This is a genomic window from Streptomyces endophyticus, from assembly GCF_035798155.1.
Classification (GTDB): domain Bacteria; phylum Actinomycetota; class Actinomycetes; order Streptomycetales; family Streptomycetaceae; genus Streptomyces; species Streptomyces endophyticus.
Map to the genome: position 1 here is coordinate 70,907 of NZ_JAOZYC010000113.1, position 15,390 is coordinate 86,296.

General features: G+C 72.1%; 11 protein-coding genes. 5 read left to right on the plus strand and 6 right to left on the minus strand.

Annotation, left to right across the window (positions count from 1 at the left end; genetic code table 11):
• Positions 1-51 precede the first annotated feature (51 nt).
• Positions 52-2,322, plus strand: a complete 2,271-nt coding sequence (gene glgX, locus OKJ99_RS17485) for a glycogen debranching protein GlgX (RefSeq protein ID WP_326017301.1) — start codon at positions 52-54, stop codon at positions 2,320-2,322.
• Here the strand turns inward: glgX and OKJ99_RS17490 are convergent.
• Both OKJ99_RS17490 and OKJ99_RS17495 read right to left on the minus strand, forming a co-directional pair.
• On the minus strand, positions 2,312-2,767 hold the full coding sequence (locus tag OKJ99_RS17490) for a VOC family protein (protein WP_326017303.1): 456 nt from the start codon (positions 2,765-2,767) through the stop codon (positions 2,312-2,314). The two genes, glgX and OKJ99_RS17490, sit on opposite strands and share 11 nt — an antisense overlap.
• A complete protein-coding gene (locus OKJ99_RS17495) occupies positions 2,764-3,636 on the minus strand; it encodes an AraC family transcriptional regulator (protein WP_326017305.1) in 873 nt (290 codons plus the stop codon). The genes OKJ99_RS17490 and OKJ99_RS17495 overlap by 4 nt, the downstream gene beginning before the upstream one ends.
• 120 nt (positions 3,637-3,756) lie before the next feature.
• Here OKJ99_RS17495 and OKJ99_RS17500 point away from each other — a divergent pair, with 120 nt between their 5' ends.
• Positions 3,757-4,866, plus strand: a complete 1,110-nt coding sequence (locus tag OKJ99_RS17500; RefSeq protein ID WP_326017307.1) for an HAD family hydrolase — start codon at positions 3,757-3,759, stop codon at positions 4,864-4,866.
• Between the two features lie 45 nt (positions 4,867-4,911).
• Here OKJ99_RS17500 and OKJ99_RS17505 read toward each other — a convergent pair whose 3' ends face one another.
• Genes OKJ99_RS17505 through OKJ99_RS17520 form a run of 4 tightly spaced genes read right to left on the minus strand, consistent with a single transcriptional unit; the run spans position 4,912 to position 8,699 of the window.
• Positions 4,912-5,565: a response regulator transcription factor gene (locus OKJ99_RS17505; protein ID WP_326017310.1), complete on the minus strand. Its 654-nt coding sequence runs from the start codon at positions 5,563-5,565 to the stop codon at positions 4,912-4,914.
• Positions 5,555-6,958, minus strand: coding sequence for a sensor histidine kinase (locus OKJ99_RS17510; protein ID WP_326017312.1), 1,404 nt, complete (start codon positions 6,956-6,958; stop codon positions 5,555-5,557). The genes OKJ99_RS17505 and OKJ99_RS17510 overlap by 11 nt, the downstream gene beginning before the upstream one ends.
• Before the next feature lie 32 nt (positions 6,959-6,990).
• On the minus strand, positions 6,991-7,782 hold the full coding sequence (locus OKJ99_RS17515; RefSeq protein ID WP_326017314.1) for an ABC transporter permease: 792 nt from the start codon (positions 7,780-7,782) through the stop codon (positions 6,991-6,993).
• A complete protein-coding gene (locus tag OKJ99_RS17520) occupies positions 7,779-8,699 on the minus strand; it encodes an ABC transporter ATP-binding protein (protein ID WP_326017316.1) in 921 nt (306 codons plus the stop codon). The genes OKJ99_RS17515 and OKJ99_RS17520 overlap by 4 nt, the downstream gene beginning before the upstream one ends.
• A gap of 166 nt (positions 8,700-8,865) precedes the next feature.
• On the opposite strand from OKJ99_RS17520, the gene OKJ99_RS17525 reads away from it, so the two are divergent.
• From OKJ99_RS17525 to OKJ99_RS17535, 3 genes are all read left to right on the plus strand, one after another.
• A complete protein-coding gene (locus tag OKJ99_RS17525) occupies positions 8,866-10,773 on the plus strand; it encodes an ABC transporter ATP-binding protein (RefSeq protein ID WP_326017318.1) in 1,908 nt (635 codons plus the stop codon).
• Positions 10,770-12,644, plus strand: coding sequence for an ABC transporter ATP-binding protein (locus OKJ99_RS17530; RefSeq protein ID WP_326017320.1), 1,875 nt, complete (start codon positions 10,770-10,772; stop codon positions 12,642-12,644). Before OKJ99_RS17525 ends, OKJ99_RS17530 begins: the two co-directional genes overlap by 4 nt.
• Before the next feature lie 504 nt (positions 12,645-13,148).
• Complete coding sequence (locus tag OKJ99_RS17535) at positions 13,149-15,239, plus strand: M4 family metallopeptidase (protein ID WP_326017321.1); 2,091 nt, start codon at positions 13,149-13,151, stop codon at positions 15,237-15,239.
• Positions 15,240-15,390 lie beyond the last annotated feature (151 nt).

The window sequence follows — 15,390 nt, forward strand, 5'->3', positions numbered from 1 at the left end:
ACGCCGCACGCCCCGCTGCCCAGGAGTCGTGGAGCCGCGGGAGGCCGTCAGGTGTCGAGCGCACCCGAGCAGGAGGCAGTTCAGAGCGCGCCGCGCGCGGGCAACGGCAGAGCGCTGCCGGCCCCGTTCACCGGTCGCGGCCGCGAGCGGGGGCCGGTGTCCCCGCTGGAGCCGGTGTGGCCGGGCACGCCCGTGCCGCTCGGCGCCCGCTTCCGGGTCGGCCCCGACGGGGACGCGGGCACCAACTTCGCCCTGTGGGCGGGCGGCGCCGAGTCCGTCGAGCTGTGCCTGTTCGACGAGGAGGGCCACGAACGCCGGGCGCCACTCACCGAGTTGACGCACGAGATCTGGCACGGGTTCGTGCCGGGCGTGCTTCCGGGGCAGCGCTACGGGTTCCGGGTGCACGGCCGCTGGGACCCGTGGACGGGCGCCCGCTGGAACCCGGCGAAGCTGCTGCTCGACCCGTACGCACGGGCGGTGGACGGCGAGTTCGGCCTGCCGCCCGAGGTCTACGGGCACGTACGGGACTGGCCCGAGCAACATGTGGCCGACACGGTGCGCGACGACCGGGACTCGGCGCCGTACGTCCCGAAGGGTGTCGTCGTGCACGACGACGCGTCGGGCGACGAGTGGGTGGACGACCGGCGGCCGAAGACACCGTGGGCGGACTCGGTGATCTACGAGCTGCACGTGCGCGGCTTCACCCGCCAACACCCGGGGATTCCCGAGGAGTTGAGGGGTACGTACGCGGGGCTCGCGCACCCCGCCGCGATCGAGCACCTGGTGAAGCTGGGCGTGACGGCGGTGGAGCTGCTGCCGGTGCACCAGTTCGCGCACGAGGACCATCTGCTGCGCCGGGGCCTGCGCAACTACTGGGGCTACAACTCCATCGGCTACTTCGCCCCGCACGCGGGATACGCGGCGTCCGGCACGGCAGGGCAGCAGGTCGGCGAGTTCAAGCGGATGGTGCGGGCGCTGCACGACGCGGGGATCGAGGTCATCCTCGACGTGGTCTACAACCACACGGCGGAGGCCGGCGAGCTGGGCCCGATGCTGTCCCTGAAGGGCATCGACAACCGCGGCTACTACCGCCTCCAGGACGACGCGCGCCGCTACGCCGACTACACGGGCTGCGGCAACACGCTGCACGTGGTGCAGCCGCACGTGCTGCGGCTGATCACGGACTCGCTGCGGTACTGGGTCACGGAGATGGGGGTCGACGGGTTCAGGTTCGATCTCGCCGCGGCGCTCGCCCGCTCCATGCACGACGTCGACATGCTCTCCCCGTTCCTCGCGGTCATCGCGCAGGACCCGGTGCTGCGCCGGGTGAAGCTGATCGCCGAGCCGTGGGACGTGGGCTCGGGCGGCTACCAGGTCGGCTCCTTCCCGCCCCTGTGGACCGAGTGGAACGACCGCTACCGCGACGCCGTGCGCGACTTCTGGCGCGGCGCGCTGCCCGACGTACGGGACCTCGGGTACCGCCTCTCCGGTTCGAGCGACCTCTACGCGTGGGGCGGGCGCCGCCCGTACGCCTCGGTCAACTTCATCACCGCCCACGACGGCTTCACCCTGCGCGACCTCGTGTCGTACGAGCGCAAGCACAACGAGGCCAACGGGGAGGGCAACCGGGACGGCACGCACGACAACCGGGCCTGGAACTGCGGCGTCGAGGGCGAGACCGACGACGAGGGCGTACGGGCCCTGCGCAGACGGCAGTTGCGGAATCTCCTGACGACGCTGCTGCTGTCGACCGGGGTGCCGATGCTGGTGGCGGGCGACGAGTTCGGGCGCACGCAGCGCGGCAACAACAACGCGTACTGCCAGGACAACGAGATCAGCTGGGTGGACTGGGGCCTCCTCGACGACCCCGGTTGCCGGGAGCTGCTCGCGCTCGCCGCACGGCTCGTGGCGCTGCGGCACGCGCATCCCGTGCTGCGGCGCCGCGCGTTCTTCTCCGGCCGCGCGCACTCGGCGGACGGGCTGCGGGACCTGGCGTGGTTCACCTCGCACGGCGAGGAGATGACGGAGGGCGACTGGTACGCGCCCGCCGCCACGGTCGGCATGTATCTGTCCGGGCGCGACATCCCGGGGCGCGACGCGCGCGGCGAGCCGGTGCGGGACGACAGCTTCCTCGCCGTGCTGCACGCGGGCGACCGGGCCGAGTCCTTCGTGCTGCCGGGCGAGCCCTGGGCCCGGTCGTACGAGGTGGTGGTGGACACCGGCGAGGAGGAACAGGGCGCGGCGCCGGCCGTGCTGCACGAGGCCGGCGCCACGGTCACGGTGGGGGCGAGGACCGTACTGCTCCTGAAGGTCAGGACGTAGCGCCCTGGGGGCGCGGCTCGCCCGCGTACGTGCCGAAGGACCACATGTTGCCCTCCGGGTCGGTGATCGCGAACTCGCGGCTGCCGTACGGCTGGTCCTCGATCTCGCGGAGGATCTTGACGCCCGCGGCGACGAGCCGCTCGTACAGCTCGTCGACCCGGGCGGTCACGACGTAGCCGCCGAAGGTGCCCGGCTTGACGCACCAGGTGCCCGGCTCGGCGTCCGGCTTGTGGGAGCCGAGCATGATCCCGCCGCCTTCGGGCCAGTCGAGCTGGGCGTGGGCGACGCGGTCGCCGTCCTCGTAGACGGCCGTGCGCAGAAAGCCGACGGTGTCGACGAGGAAGTCGATGAGCGCGGGCGCGTCGTTCGCCTGGAGAGTGGGCCAGACAGCGGGCTCGCGCGGGGTCTGCGGGGTGCTCTGCTGGGTGCTCTGTGTGGTGTTCATGGCTCCGAGTCTTCGCCGTTCCGGTGTCCCCCGGCTTGGATGTTTCGGCACTCCTCGGCGAGCCAGCCGGTCGGGCTCAGGCCCGTGTACTGCCGGAAGTCGCGGACCAGGTGCGAGTGGTCGCAGTAACCGTGCTCGGCGGCGACGCGGGACAGGTCCGGCGGGGCGCCCGCGGCCACGGCGCGGACGACGGCGGCCTTCGCGTACTGGAAGCGCATCAGGCGGGCGGCCTGCTTGGGGCTCAGGCCCGTCTCGGCGCGGAACAGCGTGGTGAGGCGGCGCTCGCTGAGGGCGACGTGCGCGGCGAGTCCCCTCAGGGTGCCCGCGCCGCGGTGCCGGGCGAGCCACGTCCACGCCTCGGCGACCTCCGGGCGCACGCCGGTCAGCGGGTCGTCGGCCGTCCGTCGTGTCACGTAGTCGGAGACGAGGTCGAAGCGGGCCCGCCAGTCGTCGAGCTCGACCAGCTGCTCCCGTACGAGGGCCGCCGTCCGGCCGAGCACGTCCGTGCCCTCGACGGCGACAGGACCGGCCAGCTCGGCCGCCGGCACCCCGAGCAGCGCGCGGGCCGCCAGCGGGTGCACCGCGAGCTGGACGCCGCCCTCGGACCCGGACTGCGAGATGAACTCCGGGCTCTGGTGCAGCCCGCCCACGACGATGTCCGTGCGGACCGCGTCGGGGCCCCGGGCCTCCTCGGGGGTGTGGCCGCCGACGACCGGCTCGTCGAGGGTGAAGATCACTGTGAGGTACGGGGAGGGCAGGCCGCGGTGGAGCGCGGGAGGCAGGCCGCGCGTGCGGTAGCCGACCGCCGAGACGATCGGACCGCCGGGCCGTGGCGTCGCGCGCACGAACTCCTGGGAGCCGTTGCTCATGACTCCAGTATGCGAAGGGTTCGGCACAGAGGCCTACCCGCGCCGGGTGGTCGCATGCTGGTCACGCACGGTGAGTTCGATCATGGCGTGGGGCCCCGGTTCTCCCTATTCTGACCCTCTGTGACCATCGCCAAGAGACACTTCCTGCCCAAGAAGCCCGTTCTGTTCGGCGCGGCGGGCGCCGCCGTCGCCGCCGCGCTCGCCGCCGGAGTCGCCCTGTGGCCCCAGACCGAGGCGACCGCGGCCACCGGCGGTGACGTACGCGCCGTGGCCGCGGAGCTGAAGCACTGGCCGCGGCCGCAGGCCACCCGCCTCGCCCGGGTGATCACGGCGAACCAGGACCGGGGCCAGTACGCGACCTTCGACGCGGACAACACCACGTACCGAAACGACCTGGAGGAGTCGCTGCTGCCGTTTCTGGAGCAGAAGGGCGTGCTGACGCGGGACACGATGGACCCGTCGCTGAAGGTGATCCCCTTCAAGGACACGGCGGACCACAAGGAGACCCTCACCGAGTACTACAACCGGCTGTGCGAGGTCGACGACCAGGTCTGCTACCCGTGGGCCGCACAGATCTTCTCCGGCTTCACGCTGAAGCAGCTCAAGGGCTACGTCGACGAGTTGCTGGCCTACGACAAGCCGCTGCCGGGCGGCGCGAAGCCGCCGGAGTTCTCCGAGGGGATGCGCGAGCTGTACCACGCGCTGCGCTCGCACGGCATCGAGGTGTACGTGGTGAGCGCCGCGAGCGAGGACCTCGTGCGGATGGTGCTGGCCGATCCGAAGTACGGCTACGACGTGAAGCCGGAGAACGTGCTGGGCGTCGCCGCCCTGCTGAAGGACCGCAAGACCGGTGACGTGACGAGCTCCCGCAAGGAGATCGCCGCCGGGACGTTCGACCAGAAGGCGCTTCAGGACCGGGAGTTGACGCCGACGCTGTGGGCGCCGGCGACCTGGTACGAGGGCAAGCCCGCCGCGATCAGCACGTACATCGACGCGTGGAAGAAGCCGATCCTGGCCGCGGGGGACACGCCCAAGAGCGACGGGCCGATGCTGTTCCGGTCGGTGGACGTGGCGCACGGGGGCGTCCGCGTGTGGGTCAACCGCAAGGACAGCTACATGAAGGAGCTGGACGGCATGAAGGCGGCGGGCGCGCAGCGACAGAAGGAGCTCGGGCAGAAGGTGACCGCCGACCGGCGGTGGGTGACGGTGACTCCCGACGAGATCCGCTGATCCTCGGTCCTCGGTCCTCGGTCCTCGGTCCTCGGTCCTCGGTCCTCAGCCGAGGATCTTGCGGTCGTACGCGACCGCGACCGCCGCCGCCCGGTCCTTCACGCCCAACTTGCCGTAGATGTGGGTGAGATGGGTCTTCACCGTGGCCTCGCTGATGAACAGCTCGCGCGCGATCTCCTTGTTCGACGTGCCGCGCGCGACCAGCACGAGCACCTCGCGCTCGCGGCCCGAAAGCGTCTCGTCGGCGGCCGCCGCGGGCGTGCGCACGGCGGTGACCAGGCGGGACGCCACCGCGGGTGACAGGACGGTGCGGCCCTCGGCGGCGGCCCGCACCGCCGTGAAGAGTTCCTCGCGCGGGGCGTCCTTGAGGAGGTAGCCGGTGGCGCCCGCCTCGATCGCGGGCAGCGTGTCGGAGTCCGTGTCGTACGTGGTGAGGACCAGGACGCGGGCGCGCACGCCGCGCCTGGCCAGCTCCCTGATCGCGTCGACGCCGCCGCCGCCAGGCATCCGCAGGTCCATGAGGACGACGTCCGGGTCGAGCGAGGCGGCGCGGGCGACGGCCTCCACCCCGTTCGCCGCCTCGCCGAGGACCGTGAAACCGGTGGTGGACTCGAACATGCCGCGCAGACCGTCCCGTACGACGGGGTGGTCGTCGACGATCAGCAGGCTGATGGCGGGCGGGGCGGGGTCACTGGTCATGGCGCACCAAAGGTACGTGAGCGGAGATCGCCGTGCCGCAGCCTTCCTCCGACTCGACGGTGACGCCGCCCGCGAGGCGCTCGGCGCGGGCCCGCATCCCGTCGAGGCCGAAGCCGCCGCTGCCGGAGCGGGCCGGGACGGCGAGCGGGTCGAAGCCGCGGCCGTCGTCGCGCACGTCGAGGGTGACCTCGCCCGCCATGAAGGACAGGGTGACGCCGACGCGGGTGGCGGCCGCGTGCCGGGCCGCGTTGGACAGCGCCTCCTCGGCGATCCGCAGCAGGCTCGCCTCGATCTCCTCGTGCAGCGGCTCGTCCGTGCCGGTGAGGGTGAAGTCGGCGCGGACGCCGGTGCGGGCGGACCAGTCCTCGACGGTCTTCTTCAGGGCCTCGGCGAGCGTCGCGTCGTCCAGGGCGGCGGGCGCCAGGTTGTGCACGGAGCGGCGGGCCTCGCCGAGGCTGTGCCGGGCGAGGTCCGCGGCCCGGTCGAGGTGCTCGCGGGCCTGGCCCTGGTCCGGGGTGTTCGCGACGACCTGGAGCTGGGCGATGATCCCGGTCAGGCCCTGGGCGATGGTGTCGTGGATCTCGGCGGCGAGCCGGCGCCGCTCGTCGGAGACGCCCGCCTCCCGTGCCTGGACGAGGAGTTGGGAGTGAAGCGCGGCGTTCTCGTCGAGCGCGTCCTGGAGCGCCTTGTTGGTGCGCTCCAGTTCGGCGATGGTGGCGACCTGGGCGAGGGAGCGCTCGCCCTCCTTCGTGTCGAGGTGGACCATGGCCGCCACCAGGCCGAGGTTGACCGCGAGGAGCGCGCCGAAGAGGGCCCACTGCGCCGTGTTCTGCGGTGGGAGGCCACCCGCCTGCGACCCGGCGAGGATCACCGCGGACGCGGCCAGGCCCGGTTTGACCAGCCGGGGCAGCAGGAACCGGCCGGCGCCGAAGTAGCCGATGGCGGCGTAGAACGCGTACAGCGGGTTGAGCCACGCGAGGCAGAAGGCGAGCGCCCAGCGCAGCCAGTAGTAGACGCTCCCCGCCACCGAAGGGCCCCTGCGTGCGAGGCCGATACGGAGGGCGACGCCCTCCAGGACGACGGCGGCCATCACGAGCGCCGCCATCGTCCACCAGCCCGCACGGCCCACGCCGAACGCGCCGTTCGTCGGCACCGCCATCACGGTGCCGACGGCGAGCAGGGTGTACGGCGACCACCGGTGGAAGGCGCGCCAGCGCTGCTCGACCTCGGCGCTGCCGGGGTCGAGCCGTGCGAGCTCGTCGCTGGGCACGGGGCCCGACCCGTACCACCCGACGGGCCGCCCGCTGCGGCCGCCGGTCCGCCCGTCACCGCCGTGCTCGGCGCCCGGCCTGCCCTGGTCCCGCTCGTCCATGTCCTCAGTCTGCGCGACCACGCCCGCCTCCAAGGTCATTCCCCACGGAACGGTCATTCCCAGCGGAACCAGCGCGCGGCCATGCCGGTCAGGCCCACGGCCCAGACGGCGAGCACCAGCAGGTGCGACCAGGCGGGCCAGTCGCCCGCGGCGGCCTGGTTGAGGGCCTGCGCGGCGGCGCCGAACGACGTCAGCTCGACGATGTGGGCCAGGGTGTCAGGCATCGTCTGCACCGGCAGCCAGACGCCCGCGCAGAACATCGCGGGGAAGAAGACGACCGAGCCGATCGCGTTGGAGATCTTCGTCGTACGGGCCCGGGAGGCGATCAGCGCGCCGAGGGCGAGGGAGACGACGACGGACAGGACGAGCGCGAGCAGATAGCCCGCGATCTGCCGCGGCAGCGCCACGTCGAAGGCGATCCGGCCGACGGTGAGACAGACCGCGACCGAGACGAGGACGGCCACGCCGTGGATGCCCATCTGCGCGCCGAGGACGGCCGTCGGCCGCACCGGCGTGGTCGACATGCGGCGCAGGATGCCGCGCTCGCGGTACCCGGTGATGATCGGCGGCATCGACTGGATGCCGCCCGCGATCATGCCGAGCAGCACGGTGACGGGGACGTACGCGTCGACGAGCCGGATGCCGCCGAGCCCCGCGTCGGCCTCCCGGAAGGACGGGATGGAGCCGAGGATCACGAGCAGGGCGACGGGGAACAGCAGGATCCCGATGAGGCTGCCGGCCTCGCGGCGGAAGAGCGTGAACTCGGCCTTGAGGACGGCCCGGTCGACGGATGCCCGGTCGGCCGGGGCGGCGGCGGCGGTGGTGGGCGCGGTGACGGTACTCATGACTGGCCGGCTCCCGTGAGGTCGAGGAACGCGTCGTCCAACGTGGCGTCGGAGACCCGGAGTTGGTGGGCGGTGACGTGCTGGCGGGCGAGCAGCGTGAGGAGGGCGGTGACCGTGTCGTCGGTGCCGGTGAGGGTCGTCCGGCCGTCCTTGTGGTCCACGGACGTGACCGCGGGCAGCCCGGCCAGCGCGCGCTCGTCCAGCGGCGCGGACGGTGTGAACGAGATGACGGTCGACCCGGCGGCCCGGCTGATCAGGCCCGCCGGGGTGTCGAGGGCGGCGACCCGCCCCTGGTCGATCACGGCGATCCGGTCGCAGAGCCGCTGCGCCTCCTCCATGAAGTGCGTGACGAGGAGGACGGTGACGCCGGTGTCGCGCACCTCCTCGATGAGCTCCCAGGTGTCGCGGCGCGAGCGCGGGTCGAGCCCGGTGGTGAGCTCGTCGAGGACGACGACGCGGGGGTTGCCGACGAGGGCGAGCGCGATGAACAGGCGCTGCTTCTGGCCGCCACTGAGCTTCGCGAAGCGGGTGCCGAGCTTGTCGGTGAGGCGCAGCCGGTCGGCGAGCGGACGCCAGTCGAGGGGCGCGGGATAGAAGGCGGAGTACAGCTCCAGCGCCTCCTTCACGGTCAGCTTCGGCTGGATCTCGCTCTCCTGGAGCTGCGCGCCGAGGATCCCGGTGACCTGTGCGTGATCGCGTACGGGATCGAGCCCCGCGACCCGGATGCGTCCCTCGTCGGCCGCGCGCAGTCCCTCGACGCATTCGACGGTGGTGGTCTTGCCCGCGCCGTTCGGCCCGAGGATCCCGAAGATCTCGCCCTCGCCGACGGTGAAGGACACCCCGTCGACGACGGCCCGCCCGGCGTACGTCTTGCGCAGCCCGGTGACCTCGATGAGCGGTGCTGTGGTGGTGGTCATGGCATCAAGCGTCGCCGCGCGGGCCCTGCCGGGGCATCGGCCATCGCGCTCGAGCACGCATCAACCGATCGGTTGATGGGCGGTACGACTCCGGGGCGGCGGCCGCTGCCGTCCGCGCCCGAAACTCACTGGGCGTTGTCAGTGGCAAACCGTAGGCTCGCCCCTGATGCCGACGACTACACGTGCCACCACAGAGACGACCGGTCAACTCTCCGCCGCGCGGACGCTGTTGCGGCTGTGGCCGTATGTGCGTCCGGTGCGGGCGCGGTGGGCGGGCGCGGCGTTCGTGGCGGTGCTCGCGTCGTGCATGACGCTGGCCTTCCCGCTGGTCCTGAAGTGGATCGTGGACGGCCCGGTGACCGAGCGCGATCCGGGCGGGGTGTGGCTGGGCGCCGGGTTGCTGCTCGCGCTCGGCATCGCGGAGGCGCTCCTGTTCGGGCTGCGCAGATGGCTGGTGGCGCGCCCGCTCGCGGGGGTGGAGGCGGCGCTGCGGGCCGATCTGTACCGGCATCTCCAGCGGCTCCCGGTCTCCTTCCACGACCGGTGGGCCTCGGGCCAGTTGCTCTCGCGCGGCACGACGGACCTGATGGTGGTGCGGATGTTCCTCGCCTTCCCGCTGACGTTCCTGATCGTCAACGGGGTGACGATCCTGGCCGGTCTCACCGTGCTCATCGTCCAGGACTGGGGTCTCGGCCTCGTCCTGCTCGCCCCCGCCGTCCCGCTGATCGCGTACTGCTACCGCTTCGAGGGCGGGTACGCGGGTGCCTCGCGCCGCGCCCAGGACCAGGTCGGCGATCTGACGACGGTCGTCGAGGAGTCGGTCCTCGGCATCCGCGTCATCAAGGGCTTCGGGCGGCACCGCAGCCAGGCCCGCGCCTTCCGGGACCTGGCGGGCACGGTGCGCGGCACGGAACTGCTCAAGGCGCGGCTGCTCGCCGGGATCCTCATGATGATCACGCTGCTGCCCGAGGTGGCGCTCGGCGCGGCCCTGGTGATCGGCACGGTCCAGGTCTCCGACGGCTCACTGTCCGCGGGCACGCTCGTCGCGTTCCTGTCCACGGCGCTCGCGCTGCGCTGGCCCATCGAGTCCATCGGCTTCCTGCTCGCGATGAGCCAGGAGGCGGCGACGGCGACGCGCCGGTACTTCGAGGTGATGGACGCGGATCCCGAGGCGAATCAAGCCCCGCCGTCGGACGAGAGCCAGCGGGGTCCGGGGCAGAGCCCCGCGGCCGCAACCCCGCTGCCCTCCCCGGCCCCACAGGGCGAGGCCGCCGAAGACCGACGCACAGGCGACGACGGCCTACGGTTTGAAGGCGTCTCCTTCCGCTACCCCGACGCCGCCGAGGAAGCCACCCCCACCCTCGCCCGCATCGACCTGCACATCCGCTCGGGCGAGACCATGGCGCTCGTCGGCTCGACCGGCAGCGGCAAGACCACGCTCACCGCGCTCGTGCCCCGGCTCTACGACGTGACGGAGGGCCGCATCACGCTCGACGGCCGCGACATCACCGCGATGCCGCGCGCCGAGCTGCGCGAGCTGGTGTCCGTGGCGTTCGAGGAGCCCACCCTGTTCTCCGCCTCGGTCGCCGACAACGTCCTGATGGGCGCGCCCGAGGCCCTGGGGCCCGAGCAGTTGGAGCAGGCGCTCGGCGTCGCGCAGGCCGAGTTCGCGCACCGCCTTCCCGACGGCGTCGACACGGAGGTGGGTGAGCAGGGCCTGAGCCTGTCCGGCGGCCAGCGCCAGCGCCTCGCCCTGGCCCGCTCCGTCGTGGGCACGCCCCGCTTCCTGATCCTCGACGACCCGCTGTCCGCGCTCGACGTGCACACGGAGGCCGCGGTGGAGGCGGCGCTGCGCCGGGTGCTCTCGGGCAGCACGGCGCTCGTGGTCGCGCACCGGCCGTCCACGGTGCTGCTCGCCGACCGGGTGGCGCTGCTGTCCGAGGGCCGGATCACGGCGGTGGGCACCCACCACGAACTGCTGCGCGCGAACGCCGAGTACAGACATCTGATGGCGGGAGAGAACACCGGGGACACCGGGGAGACGGACTCCCGGACGGAGACGGAGCGCGTATGACGACCACCGCGAAGCCGAACGCCGCCAACGGCACGGCGGGCACACAGGGCGAGGACGACGTCCGGGTCCCCTCCCCCGGCGACCCCTTCGACCGGGACGACCTGCCGACACCCGAGGGTGCGACGGGCGGGCTGCTGCGCTCGCTGCTCGCGCCGCACCGCCGCATGGTGGCCCTCACCGTCCTCGCCCTGCTCCTGCAACAGGCCGCCGTTCAGTCGGGCCCGCTGATCGTCGCGTACGCCATCGACAGCGCGGTCCCCGCGTTCCGGGCGGACGACTACGGGCCGCTGGTCACGGTCGGCGCCGGTTTCCTGCTCTGCGCGGTCGGCTCGGCCGCCTTCGTGTACGCGTACATCCGGCTCTCGGCCCGCGTCAGCCAGAACGTGCTGCTCGATCTGCGCGGCCGCATCTTCCGGCACGCGCAGGCGCTGAGCGTGGACTTCCACGACCGGTACACGTCGGGCCGGGTCATCTCGCGGGCCACCACGGACGTCGAGGCGCTGCGCGAACTGCTGAGCGAGGGCCTCCAGGAACTGGTCAACGTCATCGTGGGGTCGATCTACATCACGGCGATGCTGCTCTGGCTCGACCTCGGCATCGGCTCCGTCGCCGCCCTGTCCTTCGCGCCGCTGTACGTCATGATCCGGCTGTACCGGCAGCGGGCGGCGCGAGCGTACGCGGAGCGCTCCTCGGCGATCGCCGCGGTCATCGTGAAGTTCGTCGAGACCATGAACGGGATCCGTCCCGTGCGCGCCTTCCGTCGTGAGCGGGCCAACGACGAGCACTTCGCGAAGCTCAACCACCGGCACGAGCTGTCCAACGGCACGGCGATGCTGGAGATGGCGCGCTACGTGGTCGGCTCCCGGCTCCTCGCGAACGCCGCGGTGGCGGGCATGGTGCTGTGGGGCGCGTACCGGGTGGCGGGCGGCACGCTCGAACTCGGCGTCCTCGCGGCCGCGGTGCTCTACATCCGCCGCCTGTACGACCCGATCGACCGCCTGGCGATGTTCCTCAACGCGTATGAAAGCGCGGCCGCGTCCCTCAAGAAGATCGCGGGTCTGCTGGTGCAGGCCCCCTCGGTGCCGGAATCGGCCACCCCGCGCCCGCTGCCCATGCGGGAGAGCGAACACCCGGGCCGCGAGGTCGAGTTCCGGTCGGTCTCCTTCGGCTACCGCACGGGCGGCGAGGTCCTCCCCCGCTTCGACCTGACGCTGCCGGCCGGCCAGACGGTGGCGGTGGTCGGCTCCACCGGAGCGGGAAAGTCCACCCTGGCCAAGCTCCTGGCCCGCTTCTACGACGCCTCGCACGGAGCGGTCCTCCTCGACGGCGTCGACCTGCGCGAACTGTCCAACGCGGAGCTGCGGCGCGGCGTGGTGATGGTGACGCAGGAGGCGTTCCTGTTCTCCGGGACGGTCGCGGAGAACATCGCGATCGGCCGCCCCGAGGCGAGCCGCGAGGAGATCGAACAGGCCGCGAAGGCCATCGGCGCCCACGACTTCATCGCGGCGCTCCCCGACGGCTACGACACGGACGTGCGCAAGCGGGGCGGGCGGATCTCGGCCGGGCAGCGGCAGTTGGTGGCGTTCGCCCGGGCGCTGCTCGCGGACCCGGGGGTGCTGATCCTCGACGAGGCGACCAGTTCGCTCGACATCCCCGGGGAGCGTGCGGTGCAGCGGGCCATGCGGACGGTGCTGCGCGGACGCACGGCGGTCGTCATCGCCCACCGCCTGTCGACGGTGGAGATCGCCGACCGGGTCCTGGTGATGGAGGGCGGCCGGATCGTGGAGGACGGTCCACCGGCGGAACTCATCGGCGGGAGCGGGACGTTCGCGGGTCTGCACCGGGCGTGGCGGGAGAGTGTGGTGGGGTGAGGGCCGCATGCCGGGCCGGAGCGGCGATGGAATACGGCCACACCCGCGTAGGGGCGCCCGGCCACCGGGCGCCCCCGGCGTGCGCACCCCGCCCCCGGAGACCCGGCGGACCACCCGGTTCCGGACAGCGCCGGAAGCCCGCACTCCGTCGCGTAGCGCGAGGTGAGGGCCGGGGACGGGAGCGCGCCCGGGCCGTTGCACCGGCCGCCCCTCCCGAACCGCATAACGAACACGGTCCCCCGCACACCGAACCAAATCCGGCCAACCTGCTGAAGTGCTCCTGACAGACGGCGCTGTCTGCTGCCACTCTTCCCAACGGCCGCCGCACAGCCGCCGCACAGCGGTGAGGCGCCCGGCCGTCGCACTGCCCCACGCACCACCTCGCATCACCACGCACCACCTGTACTACCTGCACTGCCTGCACTGCGCTCTGCCCGGACGGCCATCCGCCGCCCGTTCCCGGCTGGCCGCCCAACCCACGCGGCCACGCAGAAGGAGTCAGCGTTGAGAAGCAGCAGCCCCACCTCCCACAGACCCACACCCCGCAGACGCCGCGCCGCCACCGCCGCGGCCGCCGGAGCCGTCGCCGCCCTGCTCGCGGTCGCCTTCCAGTCGGGCCCGGCCACCGCCGCCGACGCCCCCTCCGCGAGCCCCGCGGCGCAGACCACCGCGAACGCGGCCCGCGGCGCCGACCCCGGCTCCCTGCCCGTGAAGCTCTCCCCCGCCAAGCGCGCCGAGCTGCTGCGCGAGGCGAACGCCGGCAAGGCCGACACCGCGAAGGACCTTGGCCTCGGCAAGCAGGAGAAGCTCGTCGTCCGGGACGTCCTCCAGGACAGGGACGGCACCACCCACACCCGCTACGAGCGCACCTACGCCGGGCTCCCGGTCCTGGGCGGCGACCTGATCGTCGAGGCCGCGAAGTCCGGCGCCGAGAAGAGCGTCACCAAGGCGGCCAAGGCGGAACTGAAGAACGTTGACACGGCCCCCGACGTGAAGCCCGCCACCGCCGAGACCCAGGCCCTGAAGCTCGCGAAGGCCGACGGGTCGAAGAAGACCGAGGCCGACAAGGCGCCCCGCAAGGTCGTCTGGCTCGGCCAGGGCTCGACGAAGGGGCAGCCCACCCTCGCGTACGAGACCGTGGTCGGCGGCCTCCAGCACGACGGCACCCCGAACCAGCTGCACGTCATCACCGACGCCACCACCGGCAAGAAGCTCCACGAGTGGCAGGCCGTCGAGAACGGCACCGGCAACACCCAGTACAGCGGCACCGTCACCCTCGGCACCGCGCAGTCCGGTTCCTCGTACACCCTCAACGACACCACGCGCGGCGGCCACAAGACGTACAACCTGAACCGCGGGACGTCGGGGACGGGCACGCTCTACTCCGGCTCCGACGACGTGTGGGGCAACGGCTCGGCCTCCAACACCGAGACGGCCGCGGCCGACGCGCACTACGGCGCCGCACAGACCTGGGACTACTACAAGAACGTGCAGGGCCGCACGGGCATCCGCGGCGACGGCGTGGGCGCGTACAGCCGCGTGCACTACGGCAACGCGTACGTCAACGCCTTCTGGGACGACAGCTGCTTCTGCATGACGTACGGCGACGGCACGAGCAACACGCACCCGCTGACGTCGCTCGACGTGGCCGCGCACGAGATGACGCACGGCGTCACCTCGAACACCGCGGGGCTCAACTACTCGGGAGAATCGGGCGGGTTGAACGAGGCGACGTCCGACATCTTCGCGGCGGCCGTCGAGTTCTACGCCAACAACCCGTCCGACGTGGGCGACTACCTCGTCGGCGAGAAGATCAACATCAACGGCGACGGCACCCCGCTGCGCTACATGGACAAGCCGAGCAAGGACGGCGCGTCCAAGGACGCCTGGTACTCCGGCCTCGGCGGCATCGACGTGCACTACTCGTCGGGTCCGGCGAACCACTTCTTCTACCTGCTCAGCGAGGGCAGCGGCACGAAGACGATCAACGGGGTCACCTACAACTCGCCGACCAGCGACGGCCTTCCGGTCACTGGTATCGGCCGCGACAAGGCGGCGCTGATCTGGTTCAAGGCGCTGACGACGAAGTTCACGTCGACGACCAACTACGCGGGGGCGCGCACCGGTGCGCTCGCGGCGGCCGGTGAGCTGTACGGGACGACGTCCACCGAGTACAAGGCGGTCCAGGACGCGTTCGCCGCGATCAACGTGGGCGCCCGCTCCGGCGGCGGCGACCCGGGCACCGGCAAGACGTTCACCAACGACACCAACGTGAACATCCCCGACTCCCCGGGTGCGGCGGTCACCTCGTCCGTGACCGTCTCCGGCGTCAGCGGCAACGCGCCGACGACGCTCAAGGTCGGCGTCGACATCGTGCACACGTGGAGCGGTGACCTCCAGGTGGATCTGGTCGGCCCGAGCGGGAAGACGTACCGGCTGCACAGCTCGACGTACGACCCGACGCCCAACATCCAGACCACGTACACGGTCAACGCCTCCACCGAGACGGCGAACGGCACCTGGAAGCTCAAGGTCCAGGACCTCGGACCGCAGGACACGGGCTACATCAACAGCTTCAAACTGACGTTCCCGTAGACCCCCCACCCACGACTGGGCGCGCCGCACCGGAGGTTCAACTCCCCGGTGCGGCGCGCCTGTTCATGTGTTGTTCGCAATGCGACCGTCAGCTTTCGCTCAACGAACGAATTCCGGCCAACCTGCGATCGCGTACATGACATTCCCGGTC

Excerpts from the sequence above, each read along its gene's own strand:
- OKJ99_RS17525 (WP_326017318.1), top strand. The coding sequence starts at position 8,866 with ATGCCGACGACTACACGTGCCACCACAGAGACGACCGGTCAACTCTCC.
- OKJ99_RS17515 (WP_326017314.1), bottom strand. The coding sequence starts at position 7,782 with ATGAGTACCGTCACCGCGCCCACCACCGCCGCCGCCGCCCCGGCCGAC.
- OKJ99_RS17505 (WP_326017310.1), bottom strand. The coding sequence starts at position 5,565 with ATGACCAGTGACCCCGCCCCGCCCGCCATCAGCCTGCTGATCGTCGAC.
- OKJ99_RS17520 (WP_326017316.1), bottom strand. The coding sequence starts at position 8,699 with ATGACCACCACCACAGCACCGCTCATCGAGGTCACCGGGCTGCGCAAG.
- OKJ99_RS17530 (WP_326017320.1), top strand. The coding sequence starts at position 10,770 with ATGACGACCACCGCGAAGCCGAACGCCGCCAACGGCACGGCGGGCACA.
- OKJ99_RS17495 (WP_326017305.1), bottom strand. The coding sequence starts at position 3,636 with ATGAGCAACGGCTCCCAGGAGTTCGTGCGCGCGACGCCACGGCCCGGC.
- OKJ99_RS17490 (WP_326017303.1), bottom strand. The coding sequence starts at position 2,767 with ATGAACACCACACAGAGCACCCAGCAGAGCACCCCGCAGACCCCGCGC.